Annotated in this window: 12 protein-coding genes; 3 read left to right on the top strand and 9 right to left on the bottom strand. The window is 39.0% G+C overall.

The window, feature by feature from the left end; genetic code table 11:
• Window positions 1–51: 51 nt before the first annotated feature.
• Complete coding sequence (locus E2H97_RS11575) at window positions 52–2,496, bottom strand: TonB-dependent receptor (RefSeq protein ID WP_133407284.1); 2,445 nt, start codon at window positions 2,494–2,496, stop codon at window positions 52–54.
• A gap of 332 nt (window positions 2,497–2,828) precedes the next feature.
• On the opposite strand from E2H97_RS11575, the gene ushA reads away from it, so the two are divergent.
• The 3 genes from ushA (at window position 2,829) to E2H97_RS11560 (ending at window position 8,440) form a co-directional block, all read left to right on the top strand.
• A complete protein-coding gene (gene ushA / locus E2H97_RS11570; RefSeq protein ID WP_133407283.1) occupies window positions 2,829–4,571 on the top strand; it encodes a bifunctional UDP-sugar hydrolase/5'-nucleotidase UshA in 1,743 nt (580 codons plus the stop codon).
• 203 nt (window positions 4,572–4,774) lie between these two features.
• Complete coding sequence (locus tag E2H97_RS11565) at window positions 4,775–6,052, top strand: APC family permease (protein ID WP_133407282.1); 1,278 nt, start codon at window positions 4,775–4,777, stop codon at window positions 6,050–6,052.
• A gap of 318 nt (window positions 6,053–6,370) precedes the next feature.
• Window positions 6,371–8,440 carry a bifunctional metallophosphatase/5'-nucleotidase gene (locus tag E2H97_RS11560; protein ID WP_133407281.1) on the top strand — a complete coding sequence of 690 codons (2,070 nt, stop codon included), beginning with the start codon at window positions 6,371–6,373 and terminating at the stop codon, window positions 8,438–8,440.
• A gap of 31 nt (window positions 8,441–8,471) precedes the next feature.
• Here E2H97_RS11560 and E2H97_RS11555 read toward each other — a convergent pair whose 3' ends face one another.
• The 8 genes from E2H97_RS11555 to pdsR form a co-directional block, all read right to left on the bottom strand.
• The gene (locus E2H97_RS11555) at window positions 8,472–9,674 is read right to left on the bottom strand and encodes a multidrug effflux MFS transporter (protein WP_133407280.1); all 1,203 of its coding nucleotides are present in this window, start codon (window positions 9,672–9,674) and stop codon (window positions 8,472–8,474) included.
• A gap of 74 nt (window positions 9,675–9,748) precedes the next feature.
• Window positions 9,749–9,976: a hypothetical protein gene (locus tag E2H97_RS11550; protein WP_133407279.1), complete on the bottom strand. Its 228-nt coding sequence runs from the start codon at window positions 9,974–9,976 to the stop codon at window positions 9,749–9,751.
• Window positions 9,977–9,985: 9 nt separating this feature from the next.
• Window positions 9,986–10,642 carry a glutathione S-transferase gene (locus E2H97_RS11545; protein WP_133407278.1) on the bottom strand — a complete coding sequence of 219 codons (657 nt, stop codon included), beginning with the start codon at window positions 10,640–10,642 and terminating at the stop codon, window positions 9,986–9,988.
• 173 nt (window positions 10,643–10,815) lie between these two features.
• Window positions 10,816–12,258: a Ppx/GppA phosphatase family protein gene (locus tag E2H97_RS11540; protein ID WP_133408630.1), complete on the bottom strand. Its 1,443-nt coding sequence runs from the start codon at window positions 12,256–12,258 to the stop codon at window positions 10,816–10,818.
• 37 nt (window positions 12,259–12,295) lie between these two features.
• A complete protein-coding gene (gene ppk1 / locus E2H97_RS11535) occupies window positions 12,296–14,383 on the bottom strand; it encodes a polyphosphate kinase 1 (protein WP_133408629.1) in 2,088 nt (695 codons plus the stop codon).
• Between the two features lie 297 nt (window positions 14,384–14,680).
• Complete coding sequence (locus E2H97_RS19055; protein WP_281279910.1) at window positions 14,681–14,815, bottom strand: hypothetical protein; 135 nt, start codon at window positions 14,813–14,815, stop codon at window positions 14,681–14,683.
• A 78-nt stretch (window positions 14,816–14,893) separates the two neighbouring features.
• Window positions 14,894–16,999, bottom strand: a complete 2,106-nt coding sequence (locus E2H97_RS11530) for an ATP-binding protein (protein WP_133407277.1) — start codon at window positions 16,997–16,999, stop codon at window positions 14,894–14,896.
• Entirely contained in the window at window positions 16,999–17,679 is a 681-nt protein-coding gene (gene pdsR, locus E2H97_RS11525) for a proteobacterial dedicated sortase system response regulator (protein WP_133407276.1), read from the bottom strand. Before pdsR ends, E2H97_RS11530 begins: the two co-directional genes overlap by 1 nt.
• Between the last annotated feature and the right edge of the window lie 86 nt (window positions 17,680–17,765).

Genomic DNA, 17,765 nt, shown 5'->3' with positions numbered 1-17,765 from the left:
GAAAAAGGCCTCAAAATCTGAGGCCTTCATAGTTTCCACTTAAGTTAATAATTAAAGCTTGTAGCTAACGGTTAACTTAACGTTGCGCTCTTCACCCGGTAAGCCACCTTGGAATAACGCTTTTTTGTAGTAATACTTGTTGAACAAATTGTTCAGATTCAGCTTAAATGTCCAATTTTGTACTTGGTAGCTAGCTGCTGTATCAACAACGGTATAAGCCGGTACATAACCGTTTGGTACACCAAACCATTTTGATCCAGTTGTACGCTTGTCCATATATTTCACACCAGCACTTAATGATAACGGGTTAGAAAGGCCGAACATTGTGTTGGTATAAGTTACCCAAGTCGATGCTGTTGCACGAGGTACACCTTTCTTTTTACCGGACTCTTGGCCTTTAACCGCCGCTTCATAGGCATCTTGGTATAATGCATTCACATTGAATTTCCATTGTTCATTCAATAGTGCATTCACGTCTAGTTCAACACCTTTGGTTTTTTCTTCTTTGTCGAAGAAGAATTGTGGAATACCTGGTGTTTCCTGTTCATTTTTATATTTTCTATTGTTGTACTGAATGTTAGTACGAGCAGTTTTAAAGAATACTAATGAAGCTAAAAGTTGATCATCAAACCCTTTGAAACGGAAGCCTAAATCATTACTGATAGATTCAGAGTCTTCACGTTTTTGATCGTTTAACCCAATACTACCCAGTACGCTGTATGCTGTTCTGCCTTTTGCATGGTTAACAAAGATAGATATGTTTTCAATTGGCATATAGGTGATACCTAAGTTATAGGTAATACCATTATCTTTACTGTCAGCTTCTGGTTTAGGTGCAGCATCGCCTCTTTTAGGGTCTACACCACGGTGTTTGTAGGCTTGTTCAATCTCATTGAAAGCAACACCAACACGAGTTGTTATTTGATCTGTCCAATAACCCACATGCTGAACACCTACGCCCCATGCTTTTACAGACTTCAAGTAGTTTGAGGTAAGTAGTGGGTTGTAATCATCAAATGATTTTGTCGGCCAGTTAGGGTTACGAATATCTAAAATATACGGTAAAGACCCACGATAAATGACTTCTTTATCTTTGTTTTTGATGGTGTAATCTTTATCCCAGATAGACTCTTGTTTTAAATCAATTTCACGATCTTCATAGTTAGCATTAACTAAAAGTTCGTTATTCATATCGCCAATTTCGAAGTCATAACGAAGGTCAGCAAAGTACTGCCAAGATTTCTCATCCGCATTGACACGACGGTATTCTTGACGACGTGCCGCAAACGGGTGAAGCTTGCCATCAATAACTAGTGGTGCGCGCTCACTTTCATGGATAATTGGTTTAGCTCCACGCGCTGGTGAACGTTGCATGTAGACGTAATTGTATGCACCAGTTTGACGAGTAAAGCCTGTTTTATAATCGCGATACTGTAGCTGTTGGTTTAAAAATAGGTTATCAGTAAAGTGATAGTTATGCGTCAACTTAAAACGAAGTTCTTTACCTTTGTTTGCTTTTGATAGTGGCGAAATTAAGCCGTTACCACCAAGTCTAAATGGCGTTTCACCGTCACCAGCACGTAAAGATGCAGCAAGCTGTTTACGTTGCTCTACAGTAAGCTGAGTTCCATTACCACTTGGGTCATTTACAAGATCTTCCCAAGTCACTTCGCTGGCTTTTTTACCACCAACCAAACGTGAATCGAAGCTACGGATTGGATCGCCAATTGAATCTACCGCTAATGCATCTTCAATAAAGGCTGCAGAAAGCATGATGTCTTGAGTTGTGCTTGGTACAAACTTTATAGAACCATAAACTTCATCACGGTCATTTTGTAAACCTCGGAAACCATCGCTGCGAGATGTTTTACCAACAAAGCGATAAGCGACTTCATCAGTAATACCACCAGTGCTGTCTAAATAAAGACTTTTGGTATTCCATTGCCCAATTTCAAGCTTCATTTCTTTGTGTTCAACGAATTGAGGTTTTTTCTCAATTAAGTTGATAACACCACCAGCACTGCCCATACCGTAAAGACCAGTAGCAGGGCCTTTTAAAACTTCGATAGCTTCGACGTTGGTTAATGAGCGAGTAGGGTTAAAGCTGTTCCCTAAACCAGCACCACCATACATACCATCATAGGTGTAGTTTGCGCCTAAGCCACGTACTACAATGTTGTCACCGATACCATAGTTGTTACCTGATTGGATAACACCACTGATGTTGCGTAATGCACTTTGTAAGTCGTCCAGACCTTGAGAGTTCAGTAGCTGTTGATCAACAACGACTACAGCAGCAGGTGTTTCCATTAATGACATGTTTGATTTAGTCGCTAGACCAGAGTCCATTACAACTTTGTTCTGGCGACCATAAACAGTAACACGCTCAATATCTTTATCGGCTTGTTCTGAATCAACAGTTTCAGCTTGAACGCTAGGGAAGACTAAAACACTACTACATGCAGCAGCAAGCAGTGAAAGGCGAAACGGCAACATCTATGCAATACCTGTTAGATTAAAAAATTGCGCAAATGATATTGATTTGCATTTAGATTGCAAGCGGAAAGTTCCATTTTTTTATAAAAAATTAAAAAAATATGATCTTGCACAGGTAAAGGTTAACAAATGGTCTAATTGGGCCTGTTCGTAATGTGATGTAGGTGTCATTTTTTGTAAGTTTCTTTGCTTACTAAAGCTCTTCGATCTATTACTGACAGCTCTACTTTTATCTCTATGTTCGGTTACTGGAGCTAAACCGGATCTCCACTTCAAATACCTTCGTCATGGCTGACTCTTAGCGATTCGCTATTTATTGTGAGGTTGTTGTTATGAAAAGTTGGTTTTTAAAAGGGGTTGTAATTGTTTTTGCTTGTACAGCGCTGTTTGGTTGTGGTGGGAAAAGTCATCACCATAACTCTGCATCAGCCTGTGCGGCTGCCGGTGATAAATGCGTTAAATTTACCATTCTTCATACCAATGATAATCACGGACGATTTTGGGTTGATAGTGATGGTCAAGGAGGTATGGCTGCAAGAAAAGCGATAGTTGATAAAGTCCGAGACGAAGTTAAGGAGAATGGTGGAAGCGTGCTTGTACTCTCTGGTGGTGATATTAACACTGGAGTACCTGAGTCTGATTTACAAAATGCTATACCTGATTTTGTCGGTATGAACCTCGTCGGATATGATGCAATGGCGCTAGGTAATCATGAATTTGATAACCCTAAATCCGTGCTTGATGAGCAAGCGAGAGCCGCGAGCTTTCCGTTTTTATCTGCAAATATTTATCAAAAAAGTGACAATACACAAAGGGTCTTTACGCCTTATAAGATATTTACCATTGGTAGTTTAAAGCTTGCCGTGATTGGGTTAACGACTCCAGATACTGAGAACATAGGAAATCCTCAGTTCGTTGGAGGTTATACATTTACTAACCCTGTAGATGAAACTAAAAAAGTCATTGACGAAATTGGTGATAAAGCCAACGTCTTTATGGCTGTCACTCATATGGGTTATTACAAAAATGCTGCGCATGGAAGCAATGCGCCTGGTGATGTTACGTTGGCAAGGGGGTTAACGGATAAATACGCCAATAAACTCGCTGCTATTATTGGTGGTCATTCACAAAACCTAACTTGCACGAATGATTACACACCTGGTGGTGAGTGTACTCCAGATCGTGAAAATAACACTTATATCTTCCAAGCTGGCGATTGGGGGAGATATGTAGGACGAGCTGATTTTGAGTATTACAACAATGAATTACACATGGTTAAGTATCAACTGATCCCTGTGAATTTAAAAGTAGACGATAAAATTGTTGGAAATCCTGTTACGCCAGATGCTTCAGCGCTAAAAATCCTCAGCTCATATCAAGAAAGAGGAGAGGGTGAGCTAAATAAACCTATCGCTAAAACAACGGAGAAACTGCTTGGTAAAGTGGGCGATGATAATGTAGTGCGAACCAAGCAAACCAATTTAGGTAAATTGATTGCCGCAGGGCAAGCCAAAGAGTTGAAGTCAAACTTTGCCATTATGAATTCGGGAGGAGTGAGGGATTCAATAGATGCCGGTGATGTTACAACAAGGGATGTTAGAACTGTGCAGCCTTTTGAAAATGAAGTGTATAAAGTGACAATGACTGGTGCTGATATTGAAAAATACCTTGGAACCGTTGCAAGTATTCAAGTGGGCTCCGGTGGTTATGCACAGTTCTATGGCTTGAAAATGACTGTTGATTGCACGGGAAAATCCGTTGATAAAGTGCAAATAAAAAACATGAACGATGACAACTATCAAGACATAGTCCCCGCCACAAGATACACATTCACGATACCTAGCTTTAGTGCATCTGGTGGTGATAAATACCCTAAACTTATTGGCGATGATTCTGCATTCCCTAAAGCTGAAGTGGATCAATCGGAAGGATTGGTTGATTGGGTTGCGCTTTCCAATATTTTACAACCCGATAAATCTCAAGTAGCGACTATCGATCTCGCACCATATACGCCTGTTGCCAGTGATTTGGTATACGAGAACTCAAGTTCTAATGATGGGTGTAAAGTTCCTTAGTTAGTGATTATATTTTGAGAAAGGCCTTCTGTTTCCTTTAATTTTTTGGATTTACAAGAAGGTCTTTTTTTCTGCCAACCTAGCTAGAGATAAAGAAAATAGCATTGATGATCAAAGAATAAATTTTTATTCACTTTCTGAATGTTTTCATAAAAAAACGCTATAAATTGGTTAATGTGAATAATCAATATTGGTAGTGTGTAATGAAACGAGTCTTGGGCTTACCTTCCTTAGTGCTTTTCGGCTTAGCGTTTATGTCTCCTTTAGCGGTTTTTGTTACCTATGGCGCAGTGCAGCAAGTTACTCATGCCCATATTTCTTCTGCTTATATCATCACTTTAATTGCCATTATATTTACAGCCATTAGTTATGGGAGAATGTCACGAGTTGTTCCAAATGCTGGCTCAGCCTACGCCTATGCAACCAAGTCCTTTGGTCAACGTCTGGGTTTTATCGTTGGGTGGGCATTGTTGTTAGATTACTTGCTTGCTCCTATGATGTGTTATTTAGTTTTGAGCATTTATTTACATGATTACTTCCCGGAAATAGCAAAAAACTATTGGATTATTTCCGCTGCAATAATCATGTTTGGTCTAAATGTACTTGGGATCAAATTGGTCTCTAAGATAAATGTGGCATTGGTGGCATGTCAGTTATTATTCGTGATGTTGTTTTTAGTCTTGAGCGTCATAGTGTTAGTGCACTCAAATAGCGAAATTTATTTTTTAGCTCCCTTATACGATCCTAAAGTTAAACTCGCTTTACTCATCAATGGATCGGCTATTTTATGTTTATCCTTTCTTGGCTTTGAGTCGATATCGACGTTATCAGAGGAAGCAGAAAAACCTAAAGACACTATTCCTAAAGCCATCATTTTATGTGTAGTGTTGAGTGGATTACTTTATACCTTGACGGCCTACATGGGTCAGTTAGTGATGCCTCATTGGCCGCAACATACTGATCCAGATACTATGGGCCTTAAGTTGATTAGTATTGTGGGCGGAAAAGCCTTTAAAGCCTATTTCATCGGAATGACTTTAGTTGGGTGTTTGGCTACAGCAATGGCCGCAATTGCGAGTGTTAGCCGAGTATTATATTCAATGGGCGGAAACGGAGCGATTCCGAGTATTTTTGGTCGGTTACATAAAAAATATCAGACCCCTGTTTTCGCTATATCGATTGTCTCAATTATCTCGCTTGCTTCAATGTTTATAAGCTTAACTCTTGCTTCCAGTATGATCAGTTTTGGTGCTCTTGTGGCATTTACTTTTGTAAACTTAGCGGTGTTTAAGTACTACTATATGGATTTAAAACAGCAAAACATCATCATCAATGTGATGCTTCCGTTTGTTGGATTTGGTCTCACTGTATGGTTGTGGACATCATTATCTTCAACAGCCATCGCAGTTGGAATTTGTTGGTTGGCAATGGGGATCGCTTACTTAAGAATAAAATCTCGGAAGATAAAAATGGATTTATAACCCGCTGTAAATGGAGCTGAAAAGCATTACCGAACAAGATTATATTTCATTTAAGATATGCGCTTATCTTTGCTTGTAGATAACGTCGTCATTAACACAACTTAATAGTGTGATCTGGCTAGCATTTTTCTAGAGTTATGTTGCCTATATTCGCTTTTCGTTTTAATACTAATCATCGATTTACCGCAATTCAATGTTTTACCTTTCCATGATCCCGTTTCAGGAATGGAGTTGGATCTTTCTTTTCAAAAATCATTGTCAGGGCTGACTTTCTAATAACATTTTTAGCAAATTGCTAACCGTTATGAGGTAGTTCCTATGAAAAATCACTTGTTTAAGGTGACGGCAGTTGCAATCGCATGTGCTGTATTATTTGGCTGTGGAGGACATAAGCATCACCACAATAGTGGACCTGTTAATCCTTCAGAACCATTTAGTTTGGATGTCATTCATATCAATGACCTTCATTCAAAGGTTGATGGTGTTGAAGGCAAATTCAAAATGGGGAGTGCGGCTGACTCACCAACTTATTATACAACCTTTGGTGGGTATCCACGTATTGCTCAACAGATCGGTAATGATCTAGATGCTGCTTCTAAAGCAAAAGAAAATGCTGTTGTGTTAAATGGAGGCGACGCCTTCCAAGGTTCAATCTACTTTCAGCTTAATAAAGGCGCGGCCAATGCTGACTTGCTGAAAAACATGAAAATCGATGCAATGGTGGTCGGTAATCATGAATTTGATGAAAAAACACCTGCGCTAAAAACATTTGCAGATGGGGTTGCTAGCAGTTTTCCATTGCTTGCGGCAAATATGGATATATCAAAAGATGCGGGCTTAAAAGGAACAACCAATATTAAGCCGTATCAATTGTTCGCCTTTAAAGATGGAGCTAAACGTAAAATAGATAATGCTAGCGATGCGCAGTCAGGTGAGACAGTCGTCGCTGTTATTGGTGTTGTCCTTGAGGATATGGCAACAAACTGGGCCAAAGGTGACACTGGTGATGTAGCATTTTCAAGTGAAATTGATACGACTCAGAAAACGATTGACGATCTAAAAGCCAAAGGTGTCAATAAAATTGTAGTGCTTTCACACATAGGTTTAGGTCAAGATATTGAATTAGCCCAAGGAACAACGGGTATTGATTTAATTGTTGGTGGTCACTCTCATGATTTATTAGGTGACTTTACCAATATTGGCTTGAGTAAAAATGAAGATTATGCACAACTCATAAGCCAAAAAACAGGTGATGCCAAAACCTGTATTGTTCAGGCTGGGGTAGATAGCCAAGCTGTTGGTGAAGTGAAGGTTAAGTTTGATAAGGACGGTAATGTAGATACTTGTACTGGTAATAACACCTTGCTTACTGATGATACTTTTTATACCGCTGAAGGTAGATTCGATAAAAATAAAGTCACCGATGCGGTTAAAGCAAATATCGAGAATTTCATTAGTGGCCTAACACTGAAAGACTTAGCGGTTGTACCTGAAAGCAAAGATCTTAGAGATATGATCACCAGTAAATACAAAGATGCTTATACAAAAGCATTGGGCAGTGTTGCTGTAAACGTCACTAATGGCATAAACCATGTCAGAAGGCCGGGTGATAGTGGCTCTGACACTCACGGCTCTAGAGTTGCGCCTTTGGTTGGACAATCTTTCATTAATTGGGCCAATACACCTGCTGTACAAACTGCTTTAGGTACACGAAAAATCGATGTAGCACTTGTGGCAGCTGGTGGTGTAAGACAAAGCATTAATGCAGGGGCACTTTATGAAGGTAATATCTCGCTTGAGTTAATACCGTTCAAAAATCGTTTAAGTGTTGTTAGTGTTACTGGTGCTCAATTGAAAGCGTTACTTACTGCTGCTGTAACGCCTGCGTTAGTGCCAACAGCACATGCGGGTAAATTCCCTTATGTTGCAGGTATGAGATATACCTTCACTAAATCAGCGAATAATGATTCAAAAGGGAACCCTCAAGGAAGTGTCACGCAGGCAGATATTAATACAGGAACTGATGATGCTCCTACATGGGTAGCAGTTGCGGATGATACAAGATATAACGTGATCCTTGATAGTTATCACGCTAATGGTGGTGATGGTTGGGATATCATCGCACAAAATCAAGTGGATGATTCTGCGTTAAATCGTCGAGACCTTTATATGGATGGTGATGCGGTTAAAGCCGCAACGGTAACCATGACAAAAACAGGTGATGACTTCAAAACCACTGGGGAGCCTGATTGTGCTCCAGATACCGTCAAATGTAATACAGACGCCATCGCCTTTACTGCCTATGCAGAAGGGTTAAAAGCAGCAAATAAAGAACTGGTAGCCTTAAAGCAAATCACTACCACGTTAGCGCCAGCACCATCTGAATAATCAAAATAGATTCGAATGGTAAAAGCCCTTTCTAATCAGCAAGGGCTTTTTTTGTGGTTTTTTTATCAGCTCTAAGTTGCAAGATATAAATTAAAATAACCGTAGTAAGTACCAGCATAGAAAATGGCATTGCTGTTCCAGTATAAAAGAAAGCTAATATTGGTCCTGCTAACGCGCCAAAGGCAAAGCGAAGTGTACCTACAACAGCAGATGCGCTTCCGGTTTCTTTATGAAATTTCATAAGCACCAAAGCGTCACAACTTACTGAAACGATACCTAAACTAGCCAAAAAAGGCATGGTAAAAGCCATCATACCTATATAGTTTGTGCCGATTAAATTAATCAATACCATACCCATGCCTGAAACAATTCCCAGAATTGCAGCGGCATTGAGCATTCGTTTGGCACCGAAACGAGATGACAATCGCGAGTTTAAAATGTTGGCAGCCATTAATGAGCCGACATTTAAACTGAACAGTAATGCAAACATCTCAGCAGAAACGCCAAACACCTCCATCAAAATAAATGAAGACGCCGTTAAATAGCCAAAAAATGCTAATGAGCTTAGTACACTACAAGCAATATATGGACGAGCTTCTTTTTGGTTTAACACTGTGTAATAAGCACCAAATAAGGTTTTATCGGTTCTTATAGACTTATCCTTATCACTGGGTAACTTTAACTTCCAAAACACTATGGTAAACATCAGTGCACTATAAATGGCTAGTACAATGAATATCATGTGCCAGTGATAGCTTTGTAAAATAAAAGTACCAAGGGCTGGTGCGACGAGCGGTGCTCCCATCATTATTAGCCTGACGTAAGACAAGCCCTTAGCAGTATCTTTTCCGTAAATGTCTTTGATATAGCCGGGGATCACAACCGTAGCGGCTGAGCCCGCAAATGCTTGCAAAAATCGAAGCAAGAAAAACATATCATGCTCAGTGGTCTTGCTAAGAAAAAAGCTAATGATTGAAAAACTAAACAATCCAAAAATTACTAATGGGCGCCGCCCCAACTTATCGGCAAGATAGCCAAAGCACATTAGCCCGACAGCATAACCTGCTAGATAGGTACTTAAAGATTGCTGAATTTCGATTACATCTGTGTTGAGTGAACCTGCGATTGCCTTAAGGGCAGGGAGATACATATCAATTGCCAAAGGTGTAATGGCAGTAATGGCGGCCAATAATGGGATCAAAAAAACTTTTGAAATAGCTGATGCGTTATTCATATCAAGCCTGATGAAAAAATGAAATTAAGGAAGGAGAGATAAGCTAATGGGATTGCTTATAGCTTTTCAATATATCACATCTTTGCTTCTTTTTGTTCAGGTTCAACAATCAATGCATAAGGTATGGTGGCTTTATAGGCATAATAGCCAAGTGGTCCAAATATAAGACTTAATATCGACCAGAGTATCTTATGAGGTGAAGATAACCGTATGCTTGATACTGCAGCACCAATGGCAAAACAAGCATGGGTTAATAAGATGCTCAACAGTATCAATGTATATAGAGAATATGCCGTACTCACTGTTTTTCCTTATTCACCCAAAAGGTATTCTTGTTCTTGTTGAAGCCATGGTTGGTACTTTTCCATAGTTTTTTCAAACCATGGGTGGTTTAACCACAGTTCTAGCCATCGTTGTAATTTAGGGTAGGGTAAGCCATCAAACTGAGGTTTATCAACAAAAGCAAATTGCCTGATGAACGGAAAAATCGCAATATCGGCCAAGCTAGGCTGCGAACCTTGTAGGTATTGGTTTTGCTCAAGAAGCTGCTCTAGTTCACTTAAAAACTCGCACGCTTGACCACGATAATAAGTTTGTGAATGTTCAGGATAGCGATCGGCATATTTATATCTGTCTAACCAATACTTAAACTTTTGGTCGTTTTGTTCAATCAGGGCTAATGTAGATTGAGTATGCTCTCCATCTTCTCCAAGGATTTTGTGTGGGTCTTGGTTTGATAGTGCCCAAAGCATTATGTCCAAACTCTCGTCAATGACTCGTTGATCCATGCCTTCGGTCACTATCATTACAGGTACAGTGCCTTTAGGCGAAGCATCTAACATGGCTTGCGGCTTATTTTTGAGCTCAATTTCTCTAAGCCTTACTTGAGCTTGTGAGGCTAAGAGACCTAAGCGAGCCCGCATGGCATAAGGGCAACGTCGAAATGAATAAAGTAATGGGATTGTCATAATACTGCTTTGTATATTTCTAAATAGGGAGCGGTCTGTAAGAAGCAATAGTGTGAACACCAACAGAAACGCACGTCCATGTGCTTACGACCGTGACCTCCTGTCACGGACGGTTGTCTTATCACACTATTGCTTCTTAATGTGTTTACTTGTATTTCACACGCCGAGCATTGTTAACGCAATTCTAACTCAATATTTAACAAGGCCAAACGCTTTTGTTCTCTACGAAGATCTTTAATAAAGAGTTGGTTTTGTTTGGTGGCATTTGGCAATGAAAGAGTAAGTTTATGGTTACTCGCCTGAGCGTTGTTAAAATCAAATTTACGCCCAATGCGCCCCAAGTTAGCCAGTACCGCAATTCTTAAAATACAAGTTAAGTAGACAAGTTGCTGCTTATGTTGGGTTTCTAATGATTGATAAGGAGAAAGTAATGGTGTTTTACGGTGGTTTGCAATCAGAATGGATAAATCATTTTGTAATTGTTCACTGAATCCCGGTAAGTCACTGTTACTAATTATATAGCTGCCATGTCGTTGGTGTTGACGTGAGTTGATATGAATACCAATTTCATGAAGGCTCGCAGCAAACCCAAGTAATCTTGCTTGGTCTCGTATTCCCCAATCGTCAGCGACATGCTCAAATAAATCCATGGCCATGTTATGGACCTTTTGAGCATGGTTAAAGTCTACATGGTACAGTTTTGCTGTACTGGAAACCGTTCTTTGTTGAACATCCTGATACTGACCAATTTTAGCAAGTTCGTATAGCACTCCTTCTCTTAATGCGCTTTGAGCAAACTCTAAATGCTGGATAGAAAGTCGTTTAAAGCAACTGATCAATATTGATAGTGCCGCGGGGATTAAAAGCGTTCGTCTGTCTTCAACATTAACAAAGCTGACTTGATCAATATGTTCAAAATTGAGCAGGTGTTGTTTTAAGGCTCTTAAGTTTTTTAAGGTAAGCGTTGACTCACCGCACAATTCTTTAACGGCTTCAGTTATTGCTTTAACGGAACCTGAGCTACCAAGAGCCATTGTCCAATTTGTATTGAAATAATCCTTAGATAAAGTGGCAAGCTGTTTGTCAGCCGCTTTCATTGCGGCCTTAAAATGCTCTCTAGTGAGTTCACCATGATGGAAAAATCGTTCATGGAAACTCACGCAGCCACATCTAAGGCTAGATAGGTGCGTAGGTTTGGTCTTTTTTCCTATAACGATTTCAGTTGATCCACCACCGATGTCAATCACTAAATTACGCTGAGTTAGTATCTGATTTTGCGCAATTCCACTATAAATCAATCGTGCTTCTTCGTGACCAGAGATAATGTCGATCGGGTAGGGCAATACTTTACTGGCGGCTTGTAAAAAAGCTTCTGCGTTGGTAGCGACTCTAAGAGTATGGGTCGCTACCGGTCTCACTTGTGTTTGTTTCAAGTCAGAAAAACGCAATGAAAAATCCTTTAAGCAGTTAACACCTCGTTCAATTGCTTCTTGTGACAATTCATTTTTGTCGTTCAACCCTTGTGCGAGTTTTACTTGCTGTTTTTCTTTATGAAGGATTTGCAGGCTACCATCTTGCTCTCTTGCAATGACCAAATGAAAGCTGTTTGAGCCCATATCAATAGCAACAAAATGCTTTTGTAAAACCTGATCGTTACTCACTGCTTACCTCATTTAAACTTTGTTTGATTTTAGCCTCATAATCAATCAAATATTCATAGATGGCTTGTTGCGAACGCACTTTTTTCTTATTGCCACGTCTACGGTAAGGATTTGATTGCTCAGCATTCAATATTCTTGCTTTAGTATTGTCACTAAAATGGATATTGAGAATATCTGAAAGCATTTTTTTCAGTTTAGAATCGTATATCGGGGTGGTTACTTCAATACGATTATCAATATTTCTTGTCATCCAATCAGCAGAAGATAAGAACATTTTTTGTTCTCCCCCTGCATGAAAGACCATGATCCTAGAGTGCTCTAAAAAGCGGTCTACAATACTAACGACTTCAATATTTTGGCTTTGCTCGGGTATTTTAGGTACTAAAGAGCACATACCACGTACCAATAGCTTAATCTTAACCCCAGCATTAGATGCATTATAGAGTTTTCGGATAAGTTGCTTATCAACCAAGTTATTAACTTTGAGTGTGATACTGGCTCTTTTATTGTTTTTAGCCGCAGTAATTTCGGCTTCGATTAACCGATAAATGCTTTTTCGGGAATTGTAGGGTGAAACGATTAAATGATTGAATTTATCTTGACGGTAAGGGTGTTGGATCAAATGAAATACTTGCTGAACCTCTTCCGCGATCTCTTGGTTGGCACTAAATAGTGAAAAGTCAGTGTAAACTTTGGCGGTTTTTTCATTGAAATTACCCGAGCCAATATGACAATACAGACGGGTTTGATCGGCTTCATGGCGACCGATAACACAAATTTTTGAATGTACTTTTAAACTTGGGATCCCGTGGTGAACTGAAACACCAGCTTCGACCAATTTACGCGTCCATTCTATGTTAGCTTCTTCATCAAACCTCGCTCTGAGCTCCAGAATAACCATCACTTTTTTGCCATTATTTACGGCATCTATTAATGATTGAATGATGCGGGAGTTTTTGGCAACACGGTAAAGAGAAATATTAATAAACTTAACCGCAGGATCGTAGGCCGCTTGACGTACAAACTCAGTGACGTACGAGTATTTGTGGTAAGGGTAATTCAGTAAAATATCATTATGTGCAATAGCTTCAAATACATTGGGAGATTGATCAAAAAGATTACTATGAATTGCAGGGAGCTTTTCATATTCTAGATATTTACGGCTTGGGTTAGGAAACGCCATAAAGTCTTTAAAGTTATGATATCGACCACCAGCGACCAAGAATTCAGTAGAGCTAATTTTTAGTCTGGATTTCAGCATTTGCAGCATGTGATCAGGCATTTCACGGTCATACACTAACCTTACTGGCTCAGCGGTTAAGCGCTTTTTCAATCCCTTAGACATGCGCTCTAACTGGGTGTAATCCAATTCATCTGTGATATCAAACTCTGCGTCTTTGGTGAGCTTCATGGCATAAACATCGATATCATCGTATTCAAAGAAAGGCCTGAAAAGTTCATCGGCACAAAAACGAATAATGTTATCCAGTAGGATTAGATGCTTTTTAGATTTTGTGCTTTCAACGGGTAACTTTACGAAACGAGGCACGCTTTTTGTTGGTACTTCAATGAGACTATAGGTGCGTTTTTTATCGGAATATAAACAGATACAAAGATAGGTGACACCGTCAGAAATTTGTTGAGTTAAGTCTCTACTTTTACTCACAATAATTGGTGAAATATGACGTTTCAAATGATCTTTAAAATAGGTCATTAACCAAGATTGATGAAAATAAGACAATTGAAATTCGTTAATGAGAAAAATATTCTTTCTTGCCAGTTCCCTCATCAATTCGTTGTAGTTTTTGTCGAATCGTTCTTGTAATTCCAGCACCCTGTCTTGAATAAGGTTCATCAAAGTTTGGTTATGCTGCATTTTATCTTGATTGAAATTATCAATAAGAATCGCACGTCTGATCTCTGCAACACGAACTCTAAAAAATTCATCAAGATTACTTGAAAAAATGCCTAAAAATCGAACTCTCTCAATGAGTGGAACATTTTTATCACAGGCTTCTTGTAATACACGTTCGTTGAATGAAAGCCAAGACAGCTCTTTAGACATAGTATGCTTGATCATTTTTGACACGAGAGTAATTCCTTTAACAACGTGGGATTGAGTTTTGAACTTAGGATTCCCTAAATGGTAATTCTTGAAACCCATAGAAAAACTTGGGCTAACAATAATTTACCATGATACTAGTATGAGCATTGTTGCAGTTTTATGACAATGTTTTTTAGCTAAAAGTTAAAGGGCTTCTTCAAGAAATGCTTGTATTGGACGTATTTAACCTGAGCTGTAGAGGTTTGCTTATGCAGAGCTCAGGTTATTTAGGTCTTTATAGAAGCTCACGAGTAAATGTGAAGAACAACTACGCTATTTTTCTTTGTTTTTGAGGGAAAAATACCACATTACAGTGGGTTTGATCAGAAACAAAAATAAGAAAAAAAGCAGGCCGATGATCATACCTACCCATGGGTTTTCTTTTGTCGCCCAAAGTATAAAGTCCATATCCAAATCCTTTTTATTTGTATACAGACACTATATTAGATAAATCTAATTTTATAGGTGAACTAGATCAACAACCGTCTAAATGAGAGGAAATTTAATCTCAAAAGTCACCTTATGCTGGTCTCTGTCATTAAACGCTGTGATATTGGCGTTATGAAAACGACAAATCATGGCGGATATGTATAGCCCTAATCCCAAATGTGTTTTCTGTGGATCTGAAGTTCTTATCGACACCATCGAATTAAAAATATCGGTTTCCATACCTTCTGGAAGTGGAATTCCGTAGTTTGAAATGGATAGAATGGCAGTACCACTTTTTTGTTTTAGCACAATAGCAATTTCTGTTTCAGGTTTTGCAAATTCGCTAGCGTTTGCAATGATTTTATCCAACATTTGAGCAAGGTGATCTGCGATTCCTGAAATATACAGTTCTTTATCTTCAACACTGACTTTGATTTGGTGTTGGGAATATATCTGCTGATACATTTCACCTAATTGCTTGATAAGCTCGCTTAAATTTATAGACTCTTTTTGTTCATTTGAAAGCGTAGCTTCAAGGTGAGTGGCTTCAGTCATACTATTTAAGATGCCATTTAATCTTTGTAACCCTTGCTGGGCACGACTTAGATACTTTGTTTCGAACTCATCATTAGCAAATTTATATTCAAGATGTTCAAGCGATGATCGAACAATAGTGATTGGCGTTCTTAGCTCATGGGATAAGCGAGAACTCATGTTTTCCAGATAATGATTATAGCCTTCCACTCTATTTAACATGCTTGAAAAGCTGCGAGTTAAGTCCCCAATTTCATCAGCTTGTCGACTATCGATGTCAATAGCTTGTATTTTGCCCTCGGAATCAATAACTGACTCTGCTTGATCTCGTAAACGAGTGATTCTGCGTGAGATTGATGTTGCAAAAATCAACATGCTAGTACTGGCTAACAAGGTGACAATTAATGCGGTATTAAGTAACGATGTCATAGCATGGCTACGTAAATCTTGTATACCTTGTGTGGTTTGTTGCGCTAATACGGCACCTACAACAATACCTTGATGCCAAATTGGAGTAGCGCTTGATAGCAGTTCCATATCAGAATTAGCTATGCCTATTTCCGCTTGACCTTTAAAGCCTTTTAATGCCCTTTGAGTCATAGGGTCATCAAACTGGATTTGCTGACGATTGGGGTCGATAAAATTTTGATTTGGAGAGCCTATAAACCAAGAGTAGATAGGTTTTAAGAAGTCAGGAACATAAGAAGGTTTATTGATGCCTGAGCTCCAGTTTTGTCCCGATTCATGTATCTCACCGCCTTTTGCAAGTACTTGTCCTGCATGATTGAGTACCCAAATTCTTGAATCAGTATTATCTAATGAATCTATGATTTGCTCGATGTCATTACTAGGTTCAATCAACCGTCCTAAGGTGAATGGTGAGTTAACTGAGCTTGAAGAAATGCTGCGGCTGGCATAGATAGTGTGGAAATAGCTTTCAAAGGCCATAGACTCACCTAAAAGTCCTTTTGAAAAGCTCACTTGAAGCAACATTCCATTTGGGGTTTGTATCCAGTTCCCTTCAATATCAGGCTCAGGAGTTAAAGGAGTTATCATTGCAGGCTCATTGGGTAAAGAAAACCCTTTTAGTTCACCTCCTGCTAAAAATGTCAGTAAATATCGGCTAAAGTGCTGATTTTTTATTGTGGATATTTGTAAATATTGACTGGAATACGGGGAAGGTGAATTAAAGTTTAGCGCTAAATTCGGAGCGCTAATATCAAAACTCATATAAATTTGGCCTTCAAATTGACCAAGATGCACAATGGCTTTATCTGCCTTATTTTCTCCTCTAAATACTTTCTCTTGGATTTGAGAATGCTGCCAGTCAGTAGTATTTCCTGTGAAATTAACAGGGTGTTTGAGCTGATATAAATAAAAATCTTTAGGCTGAATTTTATCTCGGGAAAAGTTTAACCGCTCGAATAGCTTTGGTCTTTGCTGTAATGCTGTTGCGACGGCTTGAGAAGTATTGGATAAATTATGGAATTGGGTTTGTTTTAAGTAGACATCAAGCTCATTAAAGTAACGGTATCCAAACCATGGTAAGGCGGATAAAAATAGCACTATGACGAGAAACTTTATTCTCAGATTAAATCTAGGAAATTTTAAAGAAAGCATTTTTCGCATTATTGATTCCAGCGATAACCCATGCCATATACGGTACTGATGTGATCAAAGTCAGCATCAACTGTAATAAACTTTTTTCTGATCCGTTTTATATGAGAAGTAATGGTGCTGTCATCGACATAGATTTTGGCATCAGACATTAGATCATTTCGGCTGCGAACATGACCGGGGCGTTTCACTAATGCATGTAACATCCAAAATTCAGTAACCGTTAGTTCTAAAGTTTGTCCTTGCCATTGCACTGTCATCTTATCAAGATCAAGTTGGAGGTGATTAACTTCAATAATTTCATGCTTAGTTTGAGAAGTTAAGTCGCTACGACGAAATAATGCTGCGATACGAGCCATTAAGTGAGGAAAGCTAGTGTTTTTACTGAGGTAATCGTCTGCACCAAGCCTTAAACCACTAACTACATCAAAATCGCTGTCTCGAGCTGTGAGAAAAATAATCGGCAAAGTAGGGGACATGGCTCTGAGTGATTGGCACAACATAAAACCACCATCTAATTCATCTTCTAAACCAATATCAATAATGGCGAGATCGGGTAATCTTATTTCAAATGCTTGCATAGCTGATGCGCGATTAGCAAAGTCTTGAATGTGATAACCATGGTTCTCTAACAGTTCTTTATAATTTTCGCGAATAATGGTTTCGTCTTCTACGATAGCTATGCGTTTCATTGGTGTTTGTTTTTAGAGGTTTTAAAGCAATATACCGAAAAAGTTATGAAAAATCTGCGGATTGAAGAAAAAGCCATTTTTCTGCC

Source organism: Parashewanella tropica (assembly GCF_004358445.1).
In the GTDB taxonomy this organism is placed as follows: Bacteria; Pseudomonadota; Gammaproteobacteria; order Enterobacterales; family Shewanellaceae; genus Parashewanella; species Parashewanella tropica.
Note: the sequence above shows the minus strand (reverse complement) of the source record. Positions and strands in the feature narration are given on the sequence as shown.

Bases quoted from the DNA above. Each gene is read 5' to 3' on its own strand.
- E2H97_RS11575 (WP_133407284.1), bottom strand. From the start codon at position 2,496: ATGTTGCCGTTTCGCCTTTCACTGCTTGCTGCTGCATGTAGTAGTGTT.
- ushA (WP_133407283.1), top strand. From the start codon at position 2,829: ATGAAAAGTTGGTTTTTAAAAGGGGTTGTAATTGTTTTTGCTTGTACA.
- E2H97_RS11565 (WP_133407282.1), top strand. From the start codon at position 4,775: ATGAAACGAGTCTTGGGCTTACCTTCCTTAGTGCTTTTCGGCTTAGCG.
- E2H97_RS11560 (WP_133407281.1), top strand. From the start codon at position 6,371: ATGAAAAATCACTTGTTTAAGGTGACGGCAGTTGCAATCGCATGTGCT.
- E2H97_RS11555 (WP_133407280.1), bottom strand. From the start codon at position 9,674: ATGAATAACGCATCAGCTATTTCAAAAGTTTTTTTGATCCCATTATTG.
- E2H97_RS11545 (WP_133407278.1), bottom strand. From the start codon at position 10,642: ATGACAATCCCATTACTTTATTCATTTCGACGTTGCCCTTATGCCATG.
- E2H97_RS11540 (WP_133408630.1), bottom strand. From the start codon at position 12,258: ATGGGCTCAAACAGCTTTCATTTGGTCATTGCAAGAGAGCAAGATGGT.
- ppk1 (WP_133408629.1), bottom strand. From the start codon at position 14,383: ATGATCAAGCATACTATGTCTAAAGAGCTGTCTTGGCTTTCATTCAAC.
- E2H97_RS19055 (WP_281279910.1), bottom strand. From the start codon at position 14,815: ATGGACTTTATACTTTGGGCGACAAAAGAAAACCCATGGGTAGGTATG.
- E2H97_RS11530 (WP_133407277.1), bottom strand. From the start codon at position 16,999: ATGCGAAAAATGCTTTCTTTAAAATTTCCTAGATTTAATCTGAGAATA.
- pdsR (WP_133407276.1), bottom strand. From the start codon at position 17,679: ATGAAACGCATAGCTATCGTAGAAGACGAAACCATTATTCGCGAAAAT.